This window comes from Actinoplanes sp. NPDC021490 (genome assembly GCF_055562135.1).
Genome location: NZ_JBVHFW010000006.1, coordinates 94,493 through 118,616, shown reverse-complemented (window position 1 = coordinate 118,616; position 24,124 = coordinate 94,493). Strand labels below are relative to the sequence as shown.

Below are 24,124 nucleotides of genomic sequence, written 5' to 3'. Positions count from 1 at the left end.
CACTCAGGCGGCCAACTGGGACGCCACCATGTCGAGCAGCGCGGCATGCGTCTCAGCGTCGGCCGCCGCGATGAGCCCCTCCCGTCCGGTGTGCAGCGGACCGCCGTCCAGGGCCGTCACGACGCAGCCGGCCGCTTGGCACAGCGCGATGCCGGCAGCGAAGTGGACACTGTCGCCCAACTGCCCGTCGGTGATGTAAGCAGCCCGCCGACCGGCGGCCACCCAGGCGACGGCCAGCGTGCTGGAGATGACGCGAGGCTTGAAACGGCCGGTGAAGCGGTCGTCCAGCAGCAGACGGGCGGCGCGGAAGCCCGGCCCGTTGGGGAACGGCGGATCGAGGTTGAGATCAACGAGATCGCTGGAGCCGTCCGGCCGCAGCCTCGTGCCGCCCTCGCTCAGGCCGTCCTCCCCAGCCTCCCCGTGCGGCAGACCCTTCCCCCGTACGCGAGCCACCGTCCCGTCCGTCCAGAAGACCTCCTCGGCGAACGGGTCGGCCGAGGCCGCCGCCACCACACGATCACCATCGCGCAAAGCAACGTTGACCGAGACGAGCATCGTGTTGACGGCATAGTTGAGCGTCCCGCACAGCGGATCAACCAGCCACTCCCGACCGTCCACAGGGCCGCCGCTGCGTCCGCTCTCCTCCCCCACCAACGCGTCGCCGGGCCGCGCCGTCCGGAGCACCGCGAGGATCGCCTCTTCCGCCGCAAGGTCCGCCTCGGTGGCGAAGTCCCCCGGAGCTTTCCCGAAGCGGGCCATCTCGGTCCCGTAGCGCTCGCGCACAACCGAGGCCCCCGCCTCAGCCGCCGCCACCGCCAATTCCCCGTCGCTGATCAACATCCGCCGATCATAGGAGGGAGCGGACGATGAATCCGGGAGCAGCCGGGCCGTACCCATGGCCGGCTCAGGGTGTGATCGTGGCGCGTTGCAGGTCGTCCGCCGGGGCCACGATGACGCCACTCAGCCAGTCGAAGCTCTCCAGTGGAGTGGCTTGGATCGCGTCCGGATCGCTGGCCGGCTTGTCCCAATGGATTTCATACACGCTGCCGTTGACGATGAGGGCCATGTGCCTGCCACCGCGGGCGGCAAGCACGCCGAACTGCAGCCGGTTCAGCATCTTGATACCCGACATGTCGGCACTGGCGCCGGCACGTGCCGGATGGTAGTTGACGACCGGCTTGGCCGCGTCGGCTTTCACACCGTAGTAGGCGCCACCTTCGCGAACCTTCTTGTACGCGGCCGGGTGCTCGGCGCTGCCGTCGGCCGGATTTCGCGGATCGGCGGCCCAGAAGACGCCCTCCCAGCGAGCCTCCGACTGCAGCGCCTGGAGCACCTCGGTGCCCTTCAGCTGGCCTCCGCCGGCTCGCGCCGTGGCCATGATTCTGGTCCAGGTTGCGCTCTGCCCCTTGGCCGCAAAGGCCCCTGCGAGAACGTCCAGTACGAAGGTGGTGCAGTCCGCGGCCCGGGCCCCGACGGGTAAGGGGTTGGGGCAGCGATTGCCCTGGATCGTGCCGGTGCCGGTGGAGGTCACCCGTTGCTGGTGTTCGAGCAGGGTGTCCCGGGCTTTGGCCGCCGCGAGCGCACCGAAGGACTGGTGAGCCGGGTCGGCCAGGATGCCGGCGGCCTCCGCTCGGGTCATGGAGTTGACGCGGCCCCGGGCCAGGAGGGCGGCCACTTTGGCGAGCTCGCTGCCACTGAGCTCGTCTTCAAGCAGCTTGAGAAGCCCGGCATCGGCCGACAACTCCGCCATCTGCGCTGGGGTGAGCTTGCCCAGGGCGTCGTAGATCGCATCCTCGTCGGTGCCGAGGCCGTCGCAGGCAAGACGGATCGCGTCCTTGGCCGCTTCGACGGCGGTCTTGTAGAGCATCGGGCTGGGCCGTGAGTCGCGGGCCGACGGTTCCAGCAGCCGTTGCCCGCCCCGCACGAACTTCCCGGCCAGGTCGTCCGCGGCCTGCTCGGACGGCGCGCCGCGGGCCTGCTGGGCGAGGTGGGCGACCTCGTGGGCGAGCAGATGCCGGCCGCTCACCCGGTTCGGGTCGAACCATCGCGGATCTATACGCACGCCCACGCCGTCGGCCGCCGCCGCGGCGTGTCCTCCGGCCAGATTTGCCTCTGTGGCCAGCGGAACCCGGCCCAACGGCATCTGGAACGCGCCTTCCAACGCCTCGCGCAGTGGAAGCGGCCAGGCCTCGCCCTCAGGGCCGGCAGGCATCATCCGCGCCACCTGAGCGTTGCCGGCGGTCCTCTGCACGTGCGCCAGCATCGCGGCCGGCGCCGACCGGTTGGGCTCCCCGACTTCGGCCTCGGCACGCTCGGCGGCCGTCAACACCTCCGGACGCCGTGGCTCGTGCCTCGCCCAGTCGGCTTCCACAGGTTCATATTCCATGAGGCCGTACGAGATCACTACCGTCGCGGGGCCTCAAGACAAATGTCCGACGGTGTCACCTCAGGGCAGCACCCGGCCCACGATGCACAGCCCAGCCGCCGTCGACACCGTTTTCGACTCGATGTGGTCGCGCACCTCGCGGCCGTTGACCAGTGCCGCGACCTTGGTGGATCTGGGGGCCCGCATGGAACACCGGCTCGGACGGGCAACACTTGGACTGCACCGTTCCGGCTACCAACGCACTGACGTTCCCGGCACGACCCACCCCGATCCGACGTACGGGTCGTGATCTTCAATGGGTTGTCCGCAGGAGCGATCTGGGGGGTCCTTTGACACTCGAGGAACAGCGTCAGCACATGTTGACGGGATCAATGTATGACGACTTGACGCCCGAGTTGCTCGCGGCGCGGCAGCAGACCGTGTTGCTGACCGGTGAGTACAACGCCAGCTTCGGGCAGCCGCCGGAAGTTCGGGAAGCGATCCTGCGGCGGCTGCTCGGGGCGGTAGGCGAGGGTTGTCATTTCGAGCCGGCGTTCCGGTGCGAGTTCGGGTTCAACATCAGCATCGGTGACCGGTTCTATGCGAACTTCGATTGCGTGATGCTGGACGGCGGCGGGATCACGGTCGGTGATGACGTGCTGTTCGGGCCGCGGGTCGGGATCTATACGAGCAATCACGCGATCGACCCGTTCGAGCGGGCCGCCGGGGCCTGCTATGCCAAGCCGGTGACCATCGGCGACCGGGTGTGGATCGGCGGCGATGTGACGATCAATCAGGGTGTGACGATCGGGGACGGGTCGATCGTGGGGTCGGGCAGCGTGGTGACACGGTCGGTGCCGGCGGGCGTCATCGCTGTCGGTAACCCGGCCCGGGTGCTGCGCGAGATCACGGATGCGGACAAGACCGGGTTCACCCGCGGTTCGTAAGATCACGAAGGCGGTCGCCATCGGCGGGCCAACTGCGGCCGCCACCGGAGAGGGAGGCGCTGGGTCGTGTCGCGTGTCGGGGTCATGCTGCCGCGGGATCTGCCTGTGGACGAGGTTCTGAGTTATGCCCAGCGGGCCGATGAGCTCGGCTTCGACGAGCTGTGGGTTGTGGAGGACCTCGGTTTCCGGGGCGGCATCGCCCAGGCCGGCGCGGTGCTGGCCCGCACGTCGCGGATCACGGTGGGGATCGGGATCCTGCCGGCGGGCGCCCGCAACGTGGCCTTTGCGGCGATGGAACTCGCGACGCTGGCGCAGCTGTTCCCGGGCCGGCTGATCGCGGGAATCGGGCACGGCATGCCGGATTGGATGCGGCAGACGGACGCGTGGCCGGCGAGCCCGCTGACGCTGCTGGAGGAGTACACGGTCGCGCTGCGCACCCTGCTGCGCGGCGAGCCGGGGCCGGCGGCCGGGCGGTACGTGAAGGTCGAGGGCGTGGTGATCGGCGAGAAGCCACAGGTCGTGCCCCCGGTCGTGCTCGGCGTGCGGGGACCGAAGTCGATCGCGGTCGCCGGGCGGGTCTCCGACGGGGTCCTGCTGGCCGAACCGGCCGCGCCGCCCTATGTCGCGTCCGCTCTGCGGCAGATGGGCGCAGTGCCACCCGCGACCGGCAGCGGCAACGACAACGGCACCGGCACCGGCACTGGCACTGGCACCGGCACCGGCACCGGCACTGGAACCCGACTGGTCGCCGGCCACAACGAGCCGGGGACAACCGAGCCGCAGAGAGCCGAGGCGTCACGGCAGCCCGAGGCCCGGCCCAGCGCTACACCGGTTGCCGGCCGCCCCGAGCAGCAGGCGAGTCATGAGCTGCGGCCGCTCGAGGTGATCACCTACGACGCGGCAGTGGTTGGCGAGCACGGTCGGTCGGCTCGAGACCTGGTCAGGCCGGGACTGGCCTGGATCGGCGAACCGGACTGGGCGCCCCATCTGGCGTCGATGCCGTTCGCGGACGAGCTCGCGCGGCATCGCGAGGCATCGGCGGGACCTGAGGAGTTCGCGGCCACGATGCCGGACGAGTGGGTGCGCGAACTCTCGCTGGCCGGAACGCCGGACGACGTACGGGATCAGATCGCGGCCCGGCAGGAGGCCGGGGCGACGAGCGTCGTCATGATCCCAGCTGAGCCGGACCGCCTGGCCGCCCTGACCCGGCTGGCCCGGGTGCTCGATCGGTAGGCGGGCGACGTCCGCGAGTGGCCGGGGGCTACGACTGGCACAGCCGCGGAACACGCGCTCAAAGGGCAGCGGCGCGTTGCGCAGACAACTCACGCAGGGATCGCGGCCGAACACGCGCTCGAAGGACAGCGGCGCGCTGTGCCGGACAACCCGTGCAGGAATCACGGCACAGCACGCGCTCGAAAGACAGCGGCGCGCTGTGCCGGACAAGTCAGGCAGGGGTCACGGCTGGGCCAGCTTGCGCAGCGCCTTGATGTAGAGGCCTGTCGCGTAATGCTGTCCCAGCCGGGCGATCGGGCCGCCCAGCCGGGTGAGCAGGGTCGCGGGACGGCTGAAGGCGCGGATCTGGAACCGGACCTCGTCGTCGGCGGTGAGGACGACGATGAACGCCTCCTCGCCGCGCTCGGGGTGGCCGGGCAAGGTTCCGTAGCCGAAGCCGCCCCGGCCGGGCTCGTCCACAACGTAGACGACGCGGCACGGCACCTTCATGCCGTAGAAGCGCAGCACGATGTCCACACCCTCCGCGGCGCGTTGTCCACCGCGGACGATCCGAAAGCCGGCGGTCGTGTGCATACGCCAGGCGAGGAGGCCGTCCACAGCCCGGTCGAACGCCGCCCGCCCGTGACCGATCGGCTCGTCGCGGATCACGTGCCCGTACCCGGCGGGCATCGGGTCGTCGCGGGTCGCGCCCACCTCGGCGTACGTGAGAACGGGTTTGGTCATTGCTGGAGGCCTCGCAGGCGCAGCAGCTCGTGGCGGGCGTGGGCGACCCGCGGGGTTTCCTGGCCACCGGACGCGGCGATCTCCTGCGCGAGGTCGCCGGCGCTCTCGATCAGCAGGTTGGCGCGGTGGCGGCTGTGGACAACCTTGCGGAAGTGGCGGCGATCCTTGTGCAGACCGCTCACCGCGGCGAGCAACTGGGGATCGACCACGCCGGCCTCCACCTCGGGGGCCAGCAGCTCACGCATCCACCCTCGTTCGGTCTGGGCGGCCAGCCGCCGCACGACCAGCAGCACGATGATCGCCAGCGGCATGAGCAGCAGGTAGGGGCCGACGACGGTGAGGAAGACGTTCCCGCCGAACAGCCCGGCGGCGTCGTCCCAGGCGAAGTGCAGGAACATCGCGCCCAGGCAGGCGGCCAGCCCGCGCGCCACGTGCCGCTCGCCCGGGGCCCGGCCCAGAATCCACATCACGCCCGCGCAGAAGACCGCGCTGAACAGGGCGTGCGAGGTGATGCCGACGAAACCGCGCAGGGCCAGGATGTACAGCGAAGACTCCAGCTGGCCGACGCCGAACGTCGAGGTCGCGTTGTTGTACGCGTACAGGATGTCCTCGGAGACCTGGAACCCCAGGCCGATGAACGCCCCGATGATGAACCCGTCGTAGCCGCTGCGAACCAGACGGGGGGCCAGCCCGATCAACAGGATCAACCCGAGGGCCTTGCCCCACTCCTCGTTGATCGGGGCGGTGAGGCCCGCGCCCCACGTGCTCGCGCCGGCCGGCCCCAGCAGCTTGGACCAGATCTCCAGCATCGCGGCGTTGGCGGGCAGCGCGATCCAGAACGTGGCCGCGCAGAACCCCCACAGGAAGCCGGTGGCCAGCAGCTTGCCGGGTTGCGCGGTGTAGCGGTTCTGGCGGCGCAGGAAGTACAGCCACGGGATCAGGTAGATGCCGAACAGCAGGATGCCGCTGGTCACGGCGAGCCGGTACGTGCCGAAGCCGGCGCCGAAGTACTTGACGATGCCCACAGTGCCGATGCCGACCCCGACCAGCCACACCCAGAACGCGGCGTTGTGCGGCTGGAACAACCTGTACGGGGCGCCCCAGCCAGACTGATCGATCGCGGTCAGCTGGGCCTGCTTGGCGGAGGAAGTCGTGACCGTCATTCGTTGCCCCCCGGCGTAATGCTGCGCAGCATGGTCTCGATTTCGGCCGAGTACTGCTGGAACGAGTTCGGGACGGTGCTGACCTCGACCAGCAGGGCGGGCGCGTTCACCGGGGACGACTTGGACATCTTGAACGCGGCGAGCAACTCGTCGCCGGACGGCCCGCTGGCCGTGCGGACGACGCCGGTCAGCCCGGACGTGGTGGTGAAGGTGCCCGGTGCGCCCGAGACGTCGGCGTCGGCGTCCTGCGATTTGATCACCGTGTCGAGGAACTGAGCCGCGGTTCCGGTGAACGCCGCGCCACTCATGGTGATGGTCGCTCCGGACTTGGCCAGCTTGACGGTCTCGTTCGTCGGGCTCACGCCGGTGTCGTCGCTGACCAGCGTGCCGTCCTCCAGCTGCCAGCCGACCGGCGGGACCGCGGTCGCGCCGGCGCCGAGATTCAGCACGGCACCGGCCTTGGTGGGGTTGTCCCACGGCACGATCGAGTTGAGCGCCGGCCACCCGTAGATCAGCAGCAGCGCGACAACCACCACGAAGATCGCCGGCTTGAGCCGGCGACGGTCCAGCCCGAACCACCGGTGTTCGACCGGCACCCAGCCCGGTATATCTGTACTCATGTTGACCCCCTGCGCATCAACTTAGCGGGACAACAGTGGATCGTGCGGATTGACGGGAGTGGTTAGTGGGAAGCAACGGCCTCATGAAGATCTGGCCCGGGAATCCCTACCCGCTGGGTGCGACCTACGACGGTGGGGGGACGAACTTCGCCCTCTTCTCGGAACTCGCGGAGCGGGTCGAATTGTGCCTGTTCGACGAAGAGGGCAATGAGTCACGTATCGACCTGCCCGAGCGGGAGGCGCTCGTCTGGCACGGATACATGCCCCGGATCGTGCCGGGACAGCGGTACGGCTATCGCGTGCACGGGCCTTACGACCCCTCGCGGGGACTGCGGTGCAACCCCAGCAAACTGCTCCTCGACCCGTACGCCAAGGCGATCGACGGACGTAACGACTGGAACGAGGCGCTTTTCGCGTACCGGTTCGGCGACCCCGGTTCGCACAACGACGAAGATTCCGCCCCGTACGCGCAGAGGTCGGTGGTCATCAACCCGTTCTTCGACTGGGGCAACGACCGCCCGTTGCGCATTCCGTTCCACCAGACGGTCATCTACGAGGCCCACGTCAAGGGCATGACCGAACGGCACCCGGACATTCCCGCCGATGTGCGCGGGACCTACTCGGGTCTGGCCCACCCGGCGATGATCAAGCACTTCAAGGACCTTGGAGTGACCGCCGTCGAGCTGATGCCGGTGCACCAGTTCGTGCACGACAGCACGCTGATCGAGCGCGGCCTGCGCAACTACTGGGGATACAACACCATCGGCTTCTTCGCCCCGCACAACGACTACGCCTCCTTCGGCGGTCATGGCGCGCAGGTGCAGGAGTTCAAGTCGATGGTCAAGGCGCTGCACCAGGCCGGCATCGAAGTCATCCTCGACGTCGTCTACAACCACACCGCCGAGGGCAACCACCTCGGGCCGACTCTGTCGTTCCGAGGCATCGACAACCCCGCCTATTACCGGCTGGTCGATGAGGACAAGCAGTACTACTACGACACGACGGGCACCGGAAACAGCCTGAACGTACGTCACCACGAGTCGTTGCGGCTCATCATGGACTCGCTGCGTTATTGGGTCACCGAGATGCACGTCGACGGCTTCCGGTTCGACCTGGCGGCCGCGCTGGCCCGCGAATTTCATGCCGTCGACCGGCTGGCCGCGTTCTTCGACCTGGTCAACCAGGACCCGATCGTGTCGCAGGTCAAGCTGATCGCCGAACCCTGGGACGTCGGTGACGGCGGCTACCAGGTCGGCGGTTTTCCCCCGCTGTGGACCGAGTGGAACGGGCGCTACCGCGATTCCGTCCGCGACTTCTGGCGGGGCGAGCCGGCTTCTCTGGGCGAGTTCGCCTCCCGGTTCACGGGCAGTTCCGACCTGTACGAGATCGACGGCCGCCGCCCGATCGCGTCGATCAACTTCGTTACCGCGCACGACGGCTTCACGCTCAACGACCTGGTGTCGTACAACGAGAAGCACAACGACGCCAACGGCGAGGACAACCGCGACGGCGAGAGCCACAACCGGTCGTGGAACTGCGGCGTGGAGGGACCGACCGACGACCCGGACATCGTGGCCCTGCGGGAAAGGCAGAAGCGCAACTTCCTGGCCACGCTGCTGCTGTCGCAGGGCGTGCCGATGATCGCGCACGGCGACGAGCTGGGCCGCACCCAGGCCGGCAACAACAACGTCTACGCCCAGGACAACGAGATCAGCTGGGTCGACTGGACGGACGCCCGCAATCAGGACGTGCTCACCGGATTCACTCGCCGCCTGACCGAACTGCGGGCCAAGCATCCCATTTTCCGGCGGCGGCGTTTCTTCACCGGCGACCCGATCGGCGACGACAAGGTGCCGGACATCGCGTGGCTGCGGCGCGACGGCCAGCCGATGACCGAGGCCGACTGGAACACCCGCAGCGGCATGACGATGACGGTCTTCCTCAACGGGCACGGCATTCCGGAACGGGACGCGCTGGGCGAGCCCATCACCGACGACTCGTTCCTTCTGCTGTTCAATCCGCTCGGTGAGAACGTTCAGTTCACCCTGCCGGATCGCAGTTTCGGCCGGACCTGGGAAATCGTGGTCAACACGGCCGATCCGCTTCTGGCGATCCGGCGGCGAACGGCCAAGGCCGCATCCCAGCTGGAGGTCATGGGTCACACGCTGGTGGTGTTGCGCTGCCGCTATTGAGGCCGGCCAGGTGTGCTTCGCGGCGGGGTTGCGACCCGTGCAGGCTCGGTGGAGGGTAGGCGAATGTGGCCTCCGCCCGAACCGGCCTGCTGGTTGCATCCCGCCGCCGGAGTGCGCTCCTCCCCCATCGACGGCTCCGGCCTGTTCGCCCGGGCGCCCATCTCGGCCGGTGCCAAGGTCTCCCGGCTGGGCGGCCGGCTGGTGTCCACGGCTGAGCTGCGCCAGTTGCTGTCCACCGCGACCGCATATGTTGACACCATCAATGTTGACGAAGACGTCCATCTGATCCTGCCGCCGGATTCACCCAACGGCAAAGGCAACCACAGCTGCGACCCGAACCTGTGGTGGGACGGGCCGTACACGCTGGTCGCACGCCGGGACATCGCGGCCGGCGAGGAGCTGACCAACGACTACGCCACGTCGACCGGCGTTCCGGAGTTCTCCATGCCTTGCCGCTGCGGAACCGAACGCTGCCGGGGCGTGGTCACCGGCGACGACTGGACGCGACTGGATCTGCGCGCCGCCTACGGCGACCACTGGGTGCCGGCGTTGCTGTCCCGATTGCGCCGCTGACTCGATCAGGCGAAGCGGACCGGCCGCGACGCACTGAGAGAACAGACGGACACGATCAGCGGCGGCGGTTACGCGGGTGATTCTTGGCCGTACGTTCGTTGCCATGGCGATAGTTGCCTGTCAAACGGGCCATCAACTCCTGCGGATCGCCCTCCTCGATCTCGACCAGAAAACGCGCCGCGGCCGCTCCGCGTAGAACGCCCGCGGGCCGGCCGTGATGCTGCATCTCGATGTCGCCGTTCTTGCGGACCTGATAAGTGAATCCCTCCGGTGTGCCCCCCATCGCCGTATCGTCCCCGCGCGCGAGCCCGGAGGCGAACGATTTAGTGCCCGTCCGGCCGGCCACGCGGCAGCAAAGCCGGCGAGACAGACCATCGGTGGACGCCGATCACGCGGCGACGCGTCGGCGACGCGTGAAAACTGACGCCCTAGCGACGCCCGAATATTGACCCCTCCTGAAGATCAGGAGGTGTTGAACGTGGAGGACTGGGCGGAGATCCGCCGGCTTCACCGGGCAGAGGGCGTGCCGATCAAGGTGATCGCCAGGAGGCTCAAGATCTCAAGGAACACGGTGCGCAAGGCATTGACGGCGGCGCAGCCGCCGTCGTATCGGCGTGCGGCGAAGGGCTCGATCGTGGATGCCGTCGAACTGCAGATCCGGGCGTTGCCGGCCGAGACACCGTCGATGCCGGCGACGGTGATCGCGGAACGCCATCGTTCTCGGTTTGGTCCTCAATGACGGTGACCCGGCGGAGCCGGCCGCACAGGCACGGGTATACGGCCGACCACGCGAGCGCGAGGTCGGCCGGACTGAACCCGCTTCGACAGGTTCAGGCTGCGTGGCGTTTGACGGCCATGTCCCAGCCGGGCAGGTCGGCGGCCCGGCGTTCGGGCGGGCCCACGTAGTCCGCCGATGGCCGGATAATCTTGGCCAGGCGTTTCTGCTCGAGGATGTGGGCGCTCCAACCGGCCGTCCGCGCGCAAGTGAACATGGCCGCCAGCATGTCGACGGGCACCTCGGCGAAATCGAGCACGATCGCGGCCCAGAATTCGACGTTGGTTTCCAGCACCCGGTCGGGTTTGCGTTCGCGGAGTTCGGCCAGTGCGGCCTTCTCGAGTTCGAGCGCCACCTCGTAGCGCGGCGCGCCGAGTTCGCGGGCCGCGTCCCGCAGAATGCGGGCGCGGGGATCTTCGGCCCGATAGATGGCGTGCCCGAATCCCATCAACCGGCGGCCGCTGTCCAAGACCTTTTTCACGTACGCCCGTGCGTCCCCGCCCTTTTCGACATCGGCGACCATGCCGAGCGCGCGTGCGGGTGCCCCGCCGTGCAACGGACCCGAAATGGCGGCCACCGCTGCGGACAGGCACGCCCCGACGTCGGCCCCCGTGCTGGCCACGACGCGTGCGGTGAACGTCGACGCGTTCATCCCGTGCTCGGCGGCGCAGACCCAGTAGCGGTCGATGGCCGCCACGTGCCGCGGGTCGGGCTCACCCCGCCACCGGATCATGAACTGCGACGTGACATCGCGGCCCTCGGCGACGAGCCGCTCGGGGACCGCCGGCCGCGAGTCGCCCCGGGCCGAGGCCGCCACCACGGCGAGCATGGACGCGGAGGCCCGCGTGACGTCGGCCCGGGCCGTCGAGTCGTCAATATCGATCAACGGGCGCAAGCCGAGCAAGGGTGCGAGAGCCGCTGCGGCCGCCTGCACATCGACACGCACGTCCCCGGTACGCAGGGGGAACCCGTCGGACGGGGCGAACTGGCCGGGCCCGCCCGCGGTCAACGGGGACTCGAACGAACCGTCGGCGAGAAGGCCATAGACGTCGCCGAACGAGACGGTGCCGGCCAGCGAGCGGATGTCGACACCCCGGTAGCGCAGGGCACCGCCATCGCGGTCGGGCTCGGCGATCTCGGTGTCGAACGCGACGACCCCGGACAGCCCTGGATTGACAGTCAACATGTCAACACCATGGAACGGCTACATGTTGACGTCAACGTTGATCCAGTCAATATGAGAGCATCTGCACATGCCCGCCTCCCCGCCCCCGCTGACCACCGCCGAAGTCGCCGAGTTGCTGGGCGTCAAACCCGCGACCGTCTACGCGTACGTGAGCCGCGGGCTGCTGGGCAGCCGCCGCAACGCCGACGGGAAGAACAGCCTGTTCGACCGGCGCGAGGTGGACGCCTTCCTGGCCTCGCGCCGGCGTCCGACCACTCCCGGCATCCAGACCGGCATCACGCTGATCAGCAACGGCACGCTGCACTATCGCGGTCACGACGTCGTGCAGCTGGCCAGAGTAGCCAGTTTCGAGGAGGTCGTGTCCCTGCTGTGGACAGGCACGCGGCGCTACGAGGAGTTCGCACCCGATCCGCGACTGCTGAAGCTGGCCGAGGCCGTGATCGCCCCGCTCCCCCGCACGGCCCGCCACACCGACCGCCTGCGCGTCATCGTCGCCGCGGCCGCGGCCGGCGACCCGCTGCGCTTCGACACCACCCCCGCCGCCGTCACCGCGACAGCCCGGGCCCTGCTGGGCACGATGGTCACCGCGCTCCCCCGGGCAGCGACCGGACAAAACACGCATAACCCAGCCGGACAACATGCCCACAGCCGGGACGTTCAGGACGGTCGTGGTGGACACGGCGTGGCGAAACGCGGCCAGGGCGAGACCGGCGACGACCAAGACGATGCCGCCCGCACCCCCGCGGAGTCGGGCCGCCCGCGGATTGCCGAAGTTCTCTGGAGCCGCCTCACGGCCTGGGAGGCGGCCCCGCGCGAGCACAACCTGCTCGATGCCGCGCTCATCCTGCTGGCCGATCACGACATCGCGGCGTCCACCCTCGCGGCGCGCGTCGCCGCGTCGACCCGGGCCCACCCGTACGCGGTGGTCGGCGCCGGGCTGGCCGCGCTCGACGGCCCCCTGCACGGGGCGGCCAGCAGCCTCGCCTATCCCCTGCTGGCCGACGTTCTGCGACGCCCCGATCCGGTCGGCGCCATCGCGGAACGGCTGCGGTCCGGCGAGCCCGTGCCCGGCTTCGGGCACCGGCTCTACCCCGACGGCGACCCCAGGGCGCGCGCCCTGCTCGACATGCTGGGCGACACGCGGGCCCGGGACGCCGCCGAACGGCTCGAGGAGGTCATGCGCGCGCGGTCCGGCGTACGGGCAAATGTCGATCTGGCTCTGGCCGCTCTCACCCTCGAACATCAGATGGCCCCCGACGCCGGGGAGACGATCTTCGCCGTGGCGCGCACGGCCGGCTGGATCGCGCACGCGCTGGAGGAGTACGCCGACCGGCCGTCACGGTTCCGGCCGTCCGGCGAATACGCGGGCCAGGCCCCGGCATGACGGCGCGTCAGGGGGTCCAGCCCCCGGAGATTACGCGCGATAGGGTCCGAAGATGTCGACCGAAGATCCCCTGAGCCTGTCCCTGCTCGACGGCCTGCACTCCACGCCCGCACGGCGCTACCTGTCCGACCGGCCCATCGACGACGAGGTCATCACCGCCGTCCTCGATGCCGCCGTGCGCGGGCCCAGCGGCGGCAACAGCCAGCGCTGGGCCTGGATCGTCGTCCGCGATCCGCAGGTCAAGCGGCAGATCGCCGAGTGGTACCGGGAGGGCTGGGAGAAGAACTACGGCTCGCGGCGCGAGCAGATCCTGAGCGCCGACGATCCGGGCGGCATGAGCGCGGCCTCCTTCCGGGCCGCGGACCACCTGGCCAACCACCTCGAGGACGCGCCCGTCTGGATCTTCCCGGTGCTGCTGGGGGCCAAGCGGTCCAGCAATCCGCGGCTGGGTTCGTCCATCTACGGCGCCGTGCAGCAACTGATGCTGGCCGCGCGCGCCTACGGCATCGGTTCCACGCTGACCACTCTCTATGCCGGCCACGAGGACGACGTACGGGAACTGCTCGGTCTGCCCGAGGACGCGCTGACCATGGCGCTGATCCCGCTCGGCTATCCGGAACGCGGACGATGGGCGCAGCCGAAGCGCCGCCCGCTGGAGGAGGTCGTCTTCCACGATCGGTACACGGCGTCGTGACGTACATCAAGAGCATCACCATCGACTGCCAGGACGCGCTGGTCGTGGCCCGCTTCTGGGCGGCCGCGCTCGGCGGCGAGCTCGACGAGTCCGGCACCCCGGCCAAGGCGTTCGTCGAGGCGCCCGGCTGGGGCGGGCCCAACCTGTGGTTCCAGCGGGTGCCCGAGCCCAAGGAGGCCAAGCTGCGCATGCACTTCGACCTGCGGGCGCCCGGCGGCGACATCCCGGCCGAGGTGGAGCGGCTCAAGGCGCTCGGCGCGACGTTCGCCTGGGAGGCCGGCGGCCTCACCGTGCTGCGCGACCCGGAAGGCAATGAATTCTGCGTGGAGGAGTAAAGAAGGGTGGGGCGCCGGCCGATAGCGGGGTATCGAAACACCCATCCCACGGAAGGGAACCCCGCCCATGGTGCAACGGACTTTGCCGGTCCGGGACGATCGCTGGCAGCCGGAGGACCGGATCTACGACGGCCTGATCGCCCGGGCCCTCGACAACTCCGAGGACTCCGAAGCCCGTGACGGCACCGCGGAAATGATGGCGGGCGCCCTCATCCTGGTCGTTCTGTTCCTGGTCATCATGAAGGGCGCCGAGTCGGTCACGGCCGCGCTCGTCACCTGCGGCGTGCTCGGCGGCGCGGGCTTCCTGTGGATGGCCGGCCAGGCCAGACCGGCCAAGGCCGACCGCAGCCAGGCGCTCCGCGAGCTCGGGGGACCCGGACTGCTCCCGGCCGGCTACCTGGTGCACGCCAAGGCGTGGAACGCGGGCATGTCGGAGCACGTCGCCGGGGTGCCCGAGTCGCAACTGCTGGCCGCCGCCGAACTCTGCAACATCTTTCCCGGTACGGTCAACGACCTTATCCGGTTCGTCGGCAACGTCGCGATCCACGTCCCGGCCGGCCGCCACACCAACGCCGACGACGTCCGCCGCCGGGCCCGCGAGCTGGTCCAGGTGGCCAAGCCGATCGTCGTCGACTACGCGAAGAGCGCCCCGAAACTTCCGACCCCGCCGCCCGAGGGCAAGGGCAAGCGTTAGTCGTAGTCCGACGGCCGCAGACGGGCGACCCGCCGGCGGTATTCCGAGGCCATGCCGGGCCAGTTGGTGACGACCCGGCCGGCCGCGTTGCGGTACCAGTTCCGGCAGGAGGTCCAGACGCTGCCGGCCAGACGCCGCTGGATCTCCTCGTCGTAGGCGGCGGCGACCTCCCGGCGTACAGCCAAAGGTCTTGACCCGGACGCCAGGCGGCGCACGGCCTGAACCAGATAGGCCGCCTGGCGCTCGATGAAGTACAGCACCGAGGTGTTGCCGCTGTTCGTGTTCGGGCCGTAGATGAGGAACAGGTTGGGGAAGCCGGGAACCGTCATCCCCAGGTGTGCGTAAGCCCCGGCCGCCCATTCGTCGGCCAGCGCGCGGCCGTCCCGGCCGGTCACCCGGATGCCGGCCAGGAAGTCGGTGGCGGCGAAACCGGTCGCGTAGACCAGCAGGTCGCATTCGTGCAGCGTGCCGTCGGCCGTGCGTACGCCAGAAGCGGTCGTCTCGAGGATCTTCTCGGTGACCAGCGAGACGTCGGGGCGGGTCAGGGCGGGCAGCCACGCATTGGTGAACAGGACGCGCTTGCACCCCATCGGGTCGTCCGGCGTCACCCGCGCCCGCAGTCCGGGATCGCGCACCTGCAGGCGGCGTTGCAGGCGCGAGGCCGAGCGGACGAACGCCCCGGCCAGACGGCCACCCATGAGGGCGCGCCCGGTCACCACGGTCATCGCCCACACCCCGGCTCGCGGCAGGAGCATCAGCCGCGGCATTTTCCCGTACGCGAAACGACGTCCGGCGCCGTAGCGGCGATCGGGGCGCGGCAACGTCCACGGGGCGGTGCGCTGGAAGACGGTGATGTGCGCGGCCCGGCCGGCGATGGCCGGCACCAGCTGGATGGCGCTGGCGCCGGTGCCGATGACGCCGATCCGGGCGCCGTCCACAGGCACGTCGTCGCTCCACTGTGCGGTGTGGACAACCAGCCCGCCGAACGATCCGGGGATCGGCGGCCGCACCGGATTGCCGAGCTGCCCGACCGCGGGCACGAGCACGTCGGCCTCGTACGAAGCGCCGTCGGCGGTCCCGACCAGCCAGCGACCCCCGGTCCAGGTGGCCGACGTGACCGTGGCGTTCAACACGACGCGCTTGTCCACACCCAGCGATCCGGCCGTCCGGCGCAGATAGGCCAGGATCTCGTCGTGGGCCGGAAACCGCCGGGTCCAGCCCGGATTGGGCGCGAACGAGTACGAGTACAGCGGCGCGGGGACGTCGCAGGTGCAGCCCGGGTACGTGTTGTCGCGCCACACGCCGCCGATCGACGCCGCCCGTTCCAGCAGCACCACGTCGTCGAAGCCGGCCTCGAGCAGGGCGGCCGCGGCCGCGATCCCGCCGAACCCGGCCCCGATGACGACCACGCGGGGCTGGCTCATGGCTCACCGCCTTGGCCTGGAGGACGTTGGCCCGAAACTAGCAGCCTATTGGCGGTGTGCCAATAGGACTCAGGCCGCTTCGATCAGCAGCCGGGCACAGGTCGCCGGGTCGTCGCTGAACGGCAGATGGCCGCAGCCGGGCAGGCGTACGTGCCGGGCCCCCGGAAGCAGCCGCCGGGCGCGCGCCGCCTGGCGGTAGGGCAGCACCAGGTCGCGTGTTCCCCATGCGATGGTCACCGGGACGCCGCCCGCGCCGGCGAACCGCCAGGTGGCCAGCTCGCGACGGGCGCCGGCGAATCCGGGCGCCGCCACCAGCGCCCGCGCGTCGGCCAGACAGCCGGCCGGGTCGAGGCGCACCGGCCGCGCGTAGAAGATTCCGCACAGCGCGGCCCGCCCGGCCCGGGTCCGCAGCAGTCCGGGCAGAACCGGCCCCAGAGCAGCGCCACCACCGCGCGCCAGGCTGACCACGCCCTGGCACCATTTCGCGCCGCCGGGCCCATAGAACCCGACCGGAGAGAAGGCGGTCACCGAACGGGCCCGGCCGCGGCGCCCCAGTTCGAGCGCCACTCCCCCGCCGAGCGAACTGCCACCCACGGCCGGCCGCACGACGCCGAGCGAGTCGAGGAGGGCAGTGACGCGATCGGCGAAGTACGGAACGTCGCCCGGCCCGCCGTCGACCGGCGATTCCCCGAACCCGGGAAGATCGACCGCGATCACGTCGAAACGCGCGGCCAGCGCCGGCAGGATCGGCTTCCACACCTGCCAGCGGCTGCCGAGACCGTGCACGAGCACGAGCGGACTGCCCGCGCCCTCCCGATGGAACCGCATCGCCCACCCGCTCCTTATTGACATACCGTCAACAACGGTGTCACCGTACGCCATGGCGTACGACTACGACGTCCTCGTCGTCGGATCCGGGTTCGGCGGCAGCGTCACCGCGCTGCGCCTGACCGAGAAGGGCTACCGGGTGGCCGTCCTCGAGGCCGGCCGCCGCTTTCCCGACGATCAGTTCCCGCGCACCTCGTGGCGCCTGCGCCGCTACCTGTACGCGCCCGCGCTGCGCTGCTTCGGCATCCTGCGCCTGACCCTTCTCGACAACGTGCTGATCATGTCGGGGGCGGGTGTCGGCGGTGGCTCGCTCGGCTACGCGAACACGCTCTACGAACCCCCGGACCGTTTCTTCGACGACCCGCGCTGGTCCGGGATCACCGATTGGAAAGCCGAGCTGACTACCGCGTACGACCAGGCCAAGCGCATGCTCGGCGTGGCCGAAAACCCGTTCGGGACGCCGTCCGACCTCGCTCTGCAGGCGGTCGCCGAACGCCTCGGCGCCGGGAAGACCTTCCGCCGTACGCCGGTCGGTGTCCATTTCGGCGCGGGCGGCGCCGACCCGTACTTCGGCGGGAGCGGCCCCGCCCGCGAATCGTGCACCTTCTGCGGCTCCTGCATGACGGGCTGCCGGGTCGGCGCCAAGAACACGCTCGTCAAGAACTATCTGTACCTGGCCGAGAGGGCGGGCGCGACGGTCTTTCCGCTGACCACAGTCGACGACGTACGCCCCCGCCCGGCCGGCGGATACGAGGTGCGCACCCACCGCACCGGCGGACCGCGCCGCCGCACCTTCACCGCCGGGCAGGTCGTTCTCGCGGCCGGCGCGCTCGGCACCCAGCGCCTGCTGCACCGGCTGCGCGACAAGGGCAGCCTCCCGCACGTCTCGCCCCGCCTCGGCGAGCTGAGCCGCACCAACTCCGAGTCGATCCTGGGCGCCCGCACCCGCCGCCGCGACGCCGACTTCAGCCGGGGCGTGGCCATCACGTCCTCGATGCACATCGACGCCGACACCCACATCGAGCCGGTCCGCTACGGGCGCGGCAGCAACCTGCTGGCCCTGCTGGCCACGGTGCTGGTCGACGACACGCCCGGCGCCCGCTGGAAGGCCGGCCTGCGCGAGCTGGTCCGCGACCGCCGCCATCTGCGCCTGCTGGCCTGGCCGCGGCACTGGTCGGAACAGACCGTCGTCCTGCTGGCCATGCAGTCGCTCGACAATTCGATCACCGTGCGCCGCCGCCGTGGCCGCCTGCGCACCAGCCAGGGAGTCGGCGCCCCCAACCCCGCCTGGGTGCCGGCCGCCCACCGGGTGGCCCGCGAGGTGGCCGCCGAGATTGACGGCGTCCCGCTCGGCGCGATCACCGAGCTGGCCGGCCGTCCGGTCACCGGGCATTTCCTGGGCGGCTGCGCGATCGGCGCCACCCCCGCCGAGGGCGTGATCGACCCGTACCACCGGCTCTTCGGCCATCCGGGCCTGCACGTCATCGACGGGTCGGCGGTCGCGGCCAACCTGGGCGTCAACCCGTCCCTGACCATCACCGCGATGGCCGAACGCGCCGTCTCCCTGTGGCCCAACGCCGGCGAGACCGACCCGCGCCCGCCGCTGGGGGCCACGTACGAACGTCTCCCGCCCATCGTGCCCCGCGAACCGGCGGTCCCGGCGACGGCGCCGGGCGCGCTGCGGCTCTGAACTGGCCGGTCAGACGCAGCGGCGGATGCCGGCCGGGGCCGGCTGAGGTAGGAACTCGGGCACGAGACCCATGCGGTCGAGGGTCATCCACACCGCGGGATGGGCGGCGGCGACGTCGAGCAGGCAGCCCCGGGACCGGGCGGTGGCGTGCAGCCCGTACAGGGTGCGCACGCCGGCCACGTCGATGAAGTGCAGGCCGCCGAGATCCAGGATCAGGCCGGCCGGACGCCAGCGGTCGATCGTGCTGACGATCCAGCCGCGCAGCCAGGCGCCGTTACCCACATCCAGCTCTCCGGTCACGCTCACGTGCACCGCGGCGGCGCCCGCCGACATCGTGCGCACTTGCAGCAACATCGGCGTGTTCTCGACGGTCATGAACTCATTGTCGCGGCGGCAATACGCCCGGGAATCGGTCACCTGACCGATTTAGCTCCGCCGGGCGGTCACCCACGCCGCGATCTGGGTCCGGGCGTTGAAGTCCAGTTTGGTGAGAATGTGCTCGAGGTGGGTGTTCGCGGTCCGGCGGCTGATCACCAGGCGGTCGGCGATCTGCTGGTTCGTCATGCCCGCCGCGACCAGCTCGGCCACCTCGCGTTCGCGCCGGGTCAGCGGGGCCCAGTCGGGCAGCACGCCGACCGGCGGCGGGGCGCTCTGTTCCTCCAGCGCGTAGGCCACCCCGGCCTCGAAGTCGAGCGCCAGCCCCTCGGCCAGCAGGGCGTCGAACCGCTGGTCGCCGAGCACGTCGCGGGCCTGTTTCTCGGCCCACACGCGGCTCGCGCACAGGTCGGGCGAGCCCATCTGGGGCAGCCCGACCGCTTCCCAGCGCCGGTGGGCGATCCCGAAGAGCCGGGCCGCCCGCTCCGCGGCCCCCAGCGAGGACGCCGCGCAGGCCAGCGCGTCCATGGCCATCGCGTTGCCGCCGCGGTCGCTGAGCCGCCGTTTGATGCGCACCGCGGCCCGGGCGTGCGCGGCCGCGGCGGACGGCTTGTCGCGGTTCAGCTCGATCACCGCGCGCACGTACTCCGCGTACGAGCGGGCCCACTGCTCGCTCTTCTGCTGGCAGACGGCGAAGTGCTCCTCGGTGACCGCCACGGCGCGGTCGTGCTCGCCGAGGAACGTCAGCGCGAGGGCCTGAGCCGACAGGGCGAGCAGCAACCCCATGCCGGGGTCACCGCCGTTGGTGTGCAGCCGGACCGATTCCTGCAGTGTGGACACCGCTACGGCCGGCTCGCCGCGCAGCGCCGCCGACACGCCGGTGAGGAAGGCCAGCCAGCCCCGCGCCTCGGGATCGGCGTGCGGCCGGCACCGCTCCACGTATTCCGCCGTGGCTGTCATGTCGCCCTGCAACGCGCAGATCCAGGCACACACCCACAGCGCATGTGTGAGCGCCGGGCCCGGCTCGGAAGCCAGGGCCATGGCCCGCTCGAGGTAGTGCCGTCCCTCACGCGGGTGCCCGCAGGCGAACCAGAAGTAGAGGAGGGCTGCGGCCATCTCCAGGCCGGCTCGATGCTCGCCCGGTTCGGAGAGGCTGAATTCCAGCGCCGTACGCAGGTTGGGGTGCTCGAGGGTGAGGCGCTCGAACCAGCCGGCCTGACCCGGGCCGCACCACTCGGCGTCGAACCGGCGGGCCATCCGCAGATAGTGGTCGCGGTGCCGGCATCGCACCTCGCGCTCCTCGCCCGAGGCCCGCAGGATCTCCACTCCGTACTCGCGGATCGTGCCGAGCATGCGGTAGCGGGCGGCCGGTCCGTGCCCGTCGAGCACCAGGATCGACTTGTCGACGAGGCCGGCCACCAGGTCGAGCGGCTCGCCGCAGACCTCCTGCACCGCCTCGAGGGCGAACCCGTCGGCGAACACCGAGGCCCGCGCCCAGACCGTCCGCTCGCCCGGGCTGCACAGCGCGTAACTGCCGTCGATGGCCTTGCGCAGCGACTCGTGCCGGCCGCCGCCGGGCCGGCTGAGCAGGCCGGACTCGTCGGCGTACCAGCCCTCGACCAGGTCGGCGATCCGCTCGACCGGCAGGGCGCGGGTGCGGACGGCGGCCAGCTCGATGCCGAGCGGGATGCCGTCGAGGCGGCGGCACAGCCGGGCCACCGCGTCCTGGTTGCCGGGGGTCAGCGTGAAACCGGGAGCGGCCGCGGCGGCCCGCTCGGCGAACAACATGACCGCGGCGTCGACCTCGTGGTCGGCGGGCGAGGCGGCCGGGTCGGGCACCTGCAGCGGGTGCAGCAGGAACATGTGCTCGCCGTCGACGCCGATCGGCTGGCGGCTCGTGGCCAGCACCTGCAGTCCCGGCGCGGCCCGCAGCAAGGTCTCCACGAGGGACGAACACGCCCCGGCCAGGTGCTCGCAGTTGTCCAGGACGAGCAGCAGGCGGCGCGAGGAGAGGTAGCCGGCCAGGCCGACCGACTGCGGGCGGACGGACTGGTCGTGCACACCCAGCGCCTGGCCGACCGCCTCGCAGATCAGCATCGGGTCGGCGATCCCCGAGAGGTCGACCAGCCACGCCCCGTCGGGGAAGGCGCGCTGCAGCTCGGCGGCGACCCGGATCGCCGTACGGGTCTTGCCGACCCCGCCGATGCCGGTGATCGTGACCAGCCGGGAGGTGGCCAGGAGCCGCTTGAGCTCGGCCCGTTCACGATTGCGGCCGACGAAGCTGGACAGCTCCGCCGGCAGGTTTCCGCGGAGTCGTCGTGACTGCGCCGTGCGAGCGTCCATCGCATGAACCTATGCGCAGCCGCAGCGTGCGGCGCATGCCGTTAGCCGATCGGGTGATGTCGGATTCTGAGCATCACGAGGTGATCACCGGCCGAAAGTGTCATACCCGGGCGGTAGTTTCTCCCCGTGTTCGAAACCCTCGATGACGTGCCCTGGTCCGAAATTCACCACGCTCATGGTTCCGCTGTTGATGTCCCGGCCCAGCTGCGGGCGCTGTTGTCCGACGACGCCGAGATCCGCCGGAAAGCCCGGGCGGCCTGTTACGGCACCCTCTCCCACCAGGGCCGGCGTTACGAGGCGAGTGCCTACGCGGTGCCGTTCCTGCTCGAGATGCTGGAGTCGCCGTCCACGCCGGAGCGTGCCGAGCTGATCGAGCTGCTGGTCGTCCTGGCCATCGGCTCCGAGGAGTCGTGGCTGCCGCGGGGCTTCCCGCCGGCCGGGCCGGGTGGCCTCGAGTCACGGGTCCATCAGGCGGCGGCCGAGGGGGTGCCGCTGTTCGTCACGCTTCTGGAAGACGACCAGGTTTCCGTACGCCGCATGGCCGCGTACGCGCTGGGCTGGTTCCCGGCCGACGCGTCCCTCAGCGTGCCCGCGCTGGCCTGGACCCTGCTCGACGCCCACGACTCCGTGGCCGCGACCGCCGCGCTGTCCCTCGGGCTGGTCGGCGGGGGCGCCCCGCTGGCGGGCGAGGCGCTCGCGGCGTCGTTCGCCGGTCCGCGCGTCCTGCTGCGGGGTGCGGCCGCCATCGCCCTGGCCCGCCGGCACGGCGAGGACGCGCCCGCCGGGGTCGTCGACGAGCTGCGCCGCTGGTCGGGCCCGGGCGAGACGACCGAGGTGCCGTTCCGCGACGGCGACCTCTCCGGTTACGCGTCGCTGGCGCTGCGGCTGGTGCTTCCCGACGATTCGAAGATGCCGTAGCCGAAGCCGTCGACCCGCAGCTCACCGTCCTGCCTGGTCACGCCCGAGGTCCAGATCGGCTCGCCCGCGGGGAACGTCAGCGTGGCCGGTTCCCGGCGCGGGTTCAGCACGACCAGGTGGCTCTCGCCGCGGACGTAGGCGAAGGGGTAGCCCTCCGAGACGACCCGCGTCGACGCCCGCGTGCCGAGGGCCGGGGTGGCCTGGCGCAGGGCGATCAGCTTGCGGACGAAGGCCAGCGTCGACCCCGGGTCGTTCTCCTGCGCGGCCACGGTCGGCCGGTCGGGCGCCGGGTCGATCGGCAGGTACAGCTTGGACGCGTCGGCGGTGGAGAAGCCGGCGTTCGGGCCCGAGTCCCACTGCATCGGCGTACGGCAGCCGGCCCGGTTGTATCCGGGGTTGCAGATCGAGCCCTCCACGTTCGGCAGCCCGGGCAGATACCGCATGGCGATCTCGTCGCCGTAGTACAGGCAGGGCACGTTGCCCCAGGTGAACAGGAAGATCAGGGCGGTGCCGAGCTGGTCGGCGGTGCGCGGGCCGCAGCACAGCCGGTCGAAGTCGTGGTCGGCGGTGGACAGGATGATCGGCCGGTCGGCGTGCCCGTCGCGGGCGGCCGTCCACGCCTCGAGGAACGGCCTCGTGCTGCCCTTGCCGTCGGCGTCGAAGAACGGCTCGCGCGGCGCCTGGAACGGCAGCCGGCCCGCGTAGTGGTTGTTGAACAGGCTCGCGTGCGCGTCCTTGATCACCAGGAAGAAGTCGGCGTCGAAGGCGAGCGGTCCGCCCGTACGGGGCTCGGCGCCCTCGGGAATCAGCACCGCGTCCGGATGCTCCGCCTCGAGCCACTCGCGGATCTCCCGCCACAGCGCGACCGTCTCGGCGTACCCCTGCACCAGTTCCTCGTCCTTGACCAGCGAGAACGCCATGTCGACGCGGAAACCGGCCACCCCCAGATCCAGCCAGTACGCGATGATGTCGCGCAGCGCCCGCCGGTTGCGCAACGGCCCCGGCGCGTCGATCGGGTCGCGCCACGGCTCGTCCGCGTTCGCGCCGACCCAGCCGAAGTTGAGGGCGGGCTGCTCGTCGTAGAAGTTCTTGAGGTAATAGCCCTTGCGCGGCCCCGGCGAACGCACCCAGGCGGGCGTTCCGGGCATGTCGCGCGTCCACGACCGTACGGGAAGCTCCTCGCACCAGATGTAGCGGTCGCCCTCGGGATCGGGACCGTCGGCCGCCAGTTCCTTCTGAAACCACGGATGCTCGATCGAGGTGTGCCCGGCAACCAGGTCGAGCAGGACGCGGATGCCACGCTCGCGGGCCTTGGCCACCAGCTCGGCCATGTCGTCGTTGGTGCCGTAGCGCGGGGCGATCGTCAGATAATCGGACACGTCGTAGCCGGCGTCGACGAACGGCGACGCGAAACACGGGTTGAACCAGATGACGTTCACCCCGAGCGAGGCGATGTGGTCGAGGCGTTCGATCACGCCGCGCAGGTCGCCGACGCCGTCACCGTCGGAGTCGGCGAACGACTGGGGATAGATCTCGTACATCACCGCGTCGGCCAGCCATTCACGTCCCATGGTCATAAGGCTAACCACGAGAGGGCGGCCTAAACCCGGTCCCCGCGGTGGTCCGGCCGGGGCGCGGACCACCGCGCGAGATCGTGTTCGA

The 24,124-nt window shown here is 70.5% G+C and carries 23 protein-coding genes and 1 pseudogene; 11 read left to right on the top strand and 13 right to left on the bottom strand.

The genetic code is table 11. The annotated features are described in order from the left end of the window. Positions 1-3: 3 nt before the first annotated feature. The 3 genes from ACZ3I4_RS18430 to ACZ3I4_RS18420 form a co-directional block, all read right to left on the bottom strand. Positions 4-840 carry an inositol monophosphatase family protein gene (locus ACZ3I4_RS18430; RefSeq protein WP_465383147.1) on the bottom strand — a complete coding sequence of 279 codons (837 nt, stop codon included), beginning with the start codon at positions 838-840 and terminating at the stop codon, positions 4-6. A 64-nt stretch (positions 841-904) separates the two neighbouring features. Continuing rightward, a complete protein-coding gene (locus tag ACZ3I4_RS18425) occupies positions 905-2,371 on the bottom strand; it encodes an eCIS core domain-containing protein (RefSeq protein ID WP_465383146.1) in 1,467 nt (488 codons plus the stop codon). 75 nt (positions 2,372-2,446) lie between these two features. Beyond that, positions 2,447-2,572, bottom strand: coding sequence for a hypothetical protein (locus ACZ3I4_RS18420; protein ID WP_465383145.1), 126 nt, complete (start codon positions 2,570-2,572; stop codon positions 2,447-2,449). 170 nt (positions 2,573-2,742) lie between these two features. On the opposite strand from ACZ3I4_RS18420, the gene ACZ3I4_RS18415 reads away from it, so the two are divergent. Continuing rightward, positions 2,743-3,312 (top strand): sugar O-acetyltransferase, encoded by a 570-nt coding sequence (locus ACZ3I4_RS18415; RefSeq protein ID WP_465383144.1) that lies wholly within the window; start codon positions 2,743-2,745, stop codon positions 3,310-3,312. A 66-nt stretch (positions 3,313-3,378) separates the two neighbouring features. Continuing rightward, positions 3,379-4,545 (top strand): LLM class flavin-dependent oxidoreductase, encoded by a 1,167-nt coding sequence (locus tag ACZ3I4_RS18410; protein WP_465383143.1) that lies wholly within the window; start codon positions 3,379-3,381, stop codon positions 4,543-4,545. Between the two features lie 222 nt (positions 4,546-4,767). Here ACZ3I4_RS18410 and ACZ3I4_RS18405 read toward each other — a convergent pair whose 3' ends face one another. From ACZ3I4_RS18405 to ACZ3I4_RS18395, 3 genes are read right to left on the bottom strand one after another with little or no spacing between them, the layout of a single operon-like run. Continuing rightward, positions 4,768-5,268, bottom strand: coding sequence for a DUF1990 family protein (locus tag ACZ3I4_RS18405; RefSeq protein ID WP_465383142.1), 501 nt, complete (start codon positions 5,266-5,268; stop codon positions 4,768-4,770). Continuing rightward, positions 5,265-6,431, bottom strand: a complete 1,167-nt coding sequence (locus ACZ3I4_RS18400; RefSeq protein WP_465383141.1) for a PrsW family intramembrane metalloprotease — start codon at positions 6,429-6,431, stop codon at positions 5,265-5,267. The genes ACZ3I4_RS18405 and ACZ3I4_RS18400 overlap by 4 nt, the downstream gene beginning before the upstream one ends. After that, positions 6,428-7,051, bottom strand: coding sequence for a hypothetical protein (locus tag ACZ3I4_RS18395; protein ID WP_465383140.1), 624 nt, complete (start codon positions 7,049-7,051; stop codon positions 6,428-6,430). The genes ACZ3I4_RS18400 and ACZ3I4_RS18395 overlap by 4 nt, the downstream gene beginning before the upstream one ends. 83 nt (positions 7,052-7,134) lie before the next feature. Between ACZ3I4_RS18395 and glgX the strand changes: the two genes are divergently transcribed. After that, positions 7,135-9,243 (top strand): glycogen debranching protein GlgX, encoded by a 2,109-nt coding sequence (gene glgX, locus ACZ3I4_RS18390; RefSeq protein ID WP_465383139.1) that lies wholly within the window; start codon positions 7,135-7,137, stop codon positions 9,241-9,243. A gap of 63 nt (positions 9,244-9,306) precedes the next feature. Continuing rightward, positions 9,307-9,816, top strand: a complete 510-nt coding sequence (locus ACZ3I4_RS18385) for an SET domain-containing protein (RefSeq protein ID WP_465383138.1) — start codon at positions 9,307-9,309, stop codon at positions 9,814-9,816. A gap of 55 nt (positions 9,817-9,871) precedes the next feature. Here the strand turns inward: ACZ3I4_RS18385 and ACZ3I4_RS18380 are convergent, their stop codons facing one another. Beyond that, positions 9,872-10,099 carry a hypothetical protein gene (locus ACZ3I4_RS18380; RefSeq protein WP_465383137.1) on the bottom strand — a complete coding sequence of 76 codons (228 nt, stop codon included), beginning with the start codon at positions 10,097-10,099 and terminating at the stop codon, positions 9,872-9,874. A gap of 186 nt (positions 10,100-10,285) precedes the next feature. On the opposite strand from ACZ3I4_RS18380, the pseudogene ACZ3I4_RS18375 reads away from it, so the two are divergent. Beyond that, positions 10,286-10,528, top strand: a pseudogene (locus ACZ3I4_RS18375) (helix-turn-helix domain-containing protein); the annotation flags it as partial. A 118-nt stretch (positions 10,529-10,646) separates the two neighbouring features. Here ACZ3I4_RS18375 and ACZ3I4_RS18370 read toward each other — a convergent pair. Next, positions 10,647-11,777 carry a citrate synthase 2 gene (locus tag ACZ3I4_RS18370; RefSeq protein WP_465383136.1) on the bottom strand — a complete coding sequence of 377 codons (1,131 nt, stop codon included), beginning with the start codon at positions 11,775-11,777 and terminating at the stop codon, positions 10,647-10,649. A 67-nt stretch (positions 11,778-11,844) separates the two neighbouring features. On the opposite strand from ACZ3I4_RS18370, the gene ACZ3I4_RS18365 reads away from it, so the two are divergent. From ACZ3I4_RS18365 to ACZ3I4_RS18350, 4 genes are all read left to right on the top strand, one after another. Then, positions 11,845-13,161: a citrate synthase gene (locus tag ACZ3I4_RS18365; protein WP_465383135.1), complete on the top strand. Its 1,317-nt coding sequence runs from the start codon at positions 11,845-11,847 to the stop codon at positions 13,159-13,161. A gap of 52 nt (positions 13,162-13,213) precedes the next feature. Continuing rightward, on the top strand, positions 13,214-13,855 hold the full coding sequence (locus ACZ3I4_RS18360; RefSeq protein ID WP_465383134.1) for a nitroreductase family protein: 642 nt from the start codon (positions 13,214-13,216) through the stop codon (positions 13,853-13,855). Next, positions 13,852-14,190: a VOC family protein gene (locus tag ACZ3I4_RS18355; protein ID WP_465383133.1), complete on the top strand. Its 339-nt coding sequence runs from the start codon at positions 13,852-13,854 to the stop codon at positions 14,188-14,190. Before ACZ3I4_RS18360 ends, ACZ3I4_RS18355 begins: the two co-directional genes overlap by 4 nt. A gap of 67 nt (positions 14,191-14,257) precedes the next feature. Next, positions 14,258-14,884, top strand: coding sequence for a hypothetical protein (locus ACZ3I4_RS18350; RefSeq protein ID WP_465383132.1), 627 nt, complete (start codon positions 14,258-14,260; stop codon positions 14,882-14,884). Here the strand turns inward: ACZ3I4_RS18350 and ACZ3I4_RS18345 are convergent. Then, complete coding sequence (locus tag ACZ3I4_RS18345; protein ID WP_465383131.1) at positions 14,881-16,308, bottom strand: flavin-containing monooxygenase; 1,428 nt, start codon at positions 16,306-16,308, stop codon at positions 14,881-14,883. The two genes, ACZ3I4_RS18350 and ACZ3I4_RS18345, sit on opposite strands and share 4 nt — an antisense overlap. Positions 16,309-16,377: 69 nt before the next feature. Next, entirely contained in the window at positions 16,378-17,136 is a 759-nt protein-coding gene (locus ACZ3I4_RS18340) for an alpha/beta fold hydrolase (RefSeq protein ID WP_465383130.1), read from the bottom strand. A 52-nt stretch (positions 17,137-17,188) separates the two neighbouring features. Here ACZ3I4_RS18340 and ACZ3I4_RS18335 point away from each other — a divergent pair, with 52 nt between their 5' ends. Continuing rightward, positions 17,189-18,826: a GMC oxidoreductase gene (locus ACZ3I4_RS18335; RefSeq protein ID WP_465383455.1), complete on the top strand. Its 1,638-nt coding sequence runs from the start codon at positions 17,189-17,191 to the stop codon at positions 18,824-18,826. A gap of 9 nt (positions 18,827-18,835) precedes the next feature. Here ACZ3I4_RS18335 and ACZ3I4_RS18330 read toward each other — a convergent pair whose 3' ends face one another. Beyond that, positions 18,836-19,201, bottom strand: a complete 366-nt coding sequence (locus ACZ3I4_RS18330; RefSeq protein ID WP_465383129.1) for an STAS domain-containing protein — start codon at positions 19,199-19,201, stop codon at positions 18,836-18,838. Between the two features lie 51 nt (positions 19,202-19,252). Beyond that, positions 19,253-21,544, bottom strand: coding sequence for an ATP-binding protein (locus tag ACZ3I4_RS18325; protein WP_465383128.1), 2,292 nt, complete (start codon positions 21,542-21,544; stop codon positions 19,253-19,255). Between the two features lie 126 nt (positions 21,545-21,670). Here ACZ3I4_RS18325 and ACZ3I4_RS18320 point away from each other — a divergent pair, with 126 nt between their 5' ends. After that, positions 21,671-22,462: a HEAT repeat domain-containing protein gene (locus tag ACZ3I4_RS18320; RefSeq protein WP_465383127.1), complete on the top strand. Its 792-nt coding sequence runs from the start codon at positions 21,671-21,673 to the stop codon at positions 22,460-22,462. Here ACZ3I4_RS18320 and ACZ3I4_RS18315 read toward each other — a convergent pair. Then, positions 22,408-24,033, bottom strand: a complete 1,626-nt coding sequence (locus tag ACZ3I4_RS18315; RefSeq protein WP_465383126.1) for an alpha-amylase family glycosyl hydrolase — start codon at positions 24,031-24,033, stop codon at positions 22,408-22,410. The genes ACZ3I4_RS18320 and ACZ3I4_RS18315 overlap by 55 nt on opposite strands. Between the last annotated feature and the right edge of the window lie 91 nt (positions 24,034-24,124).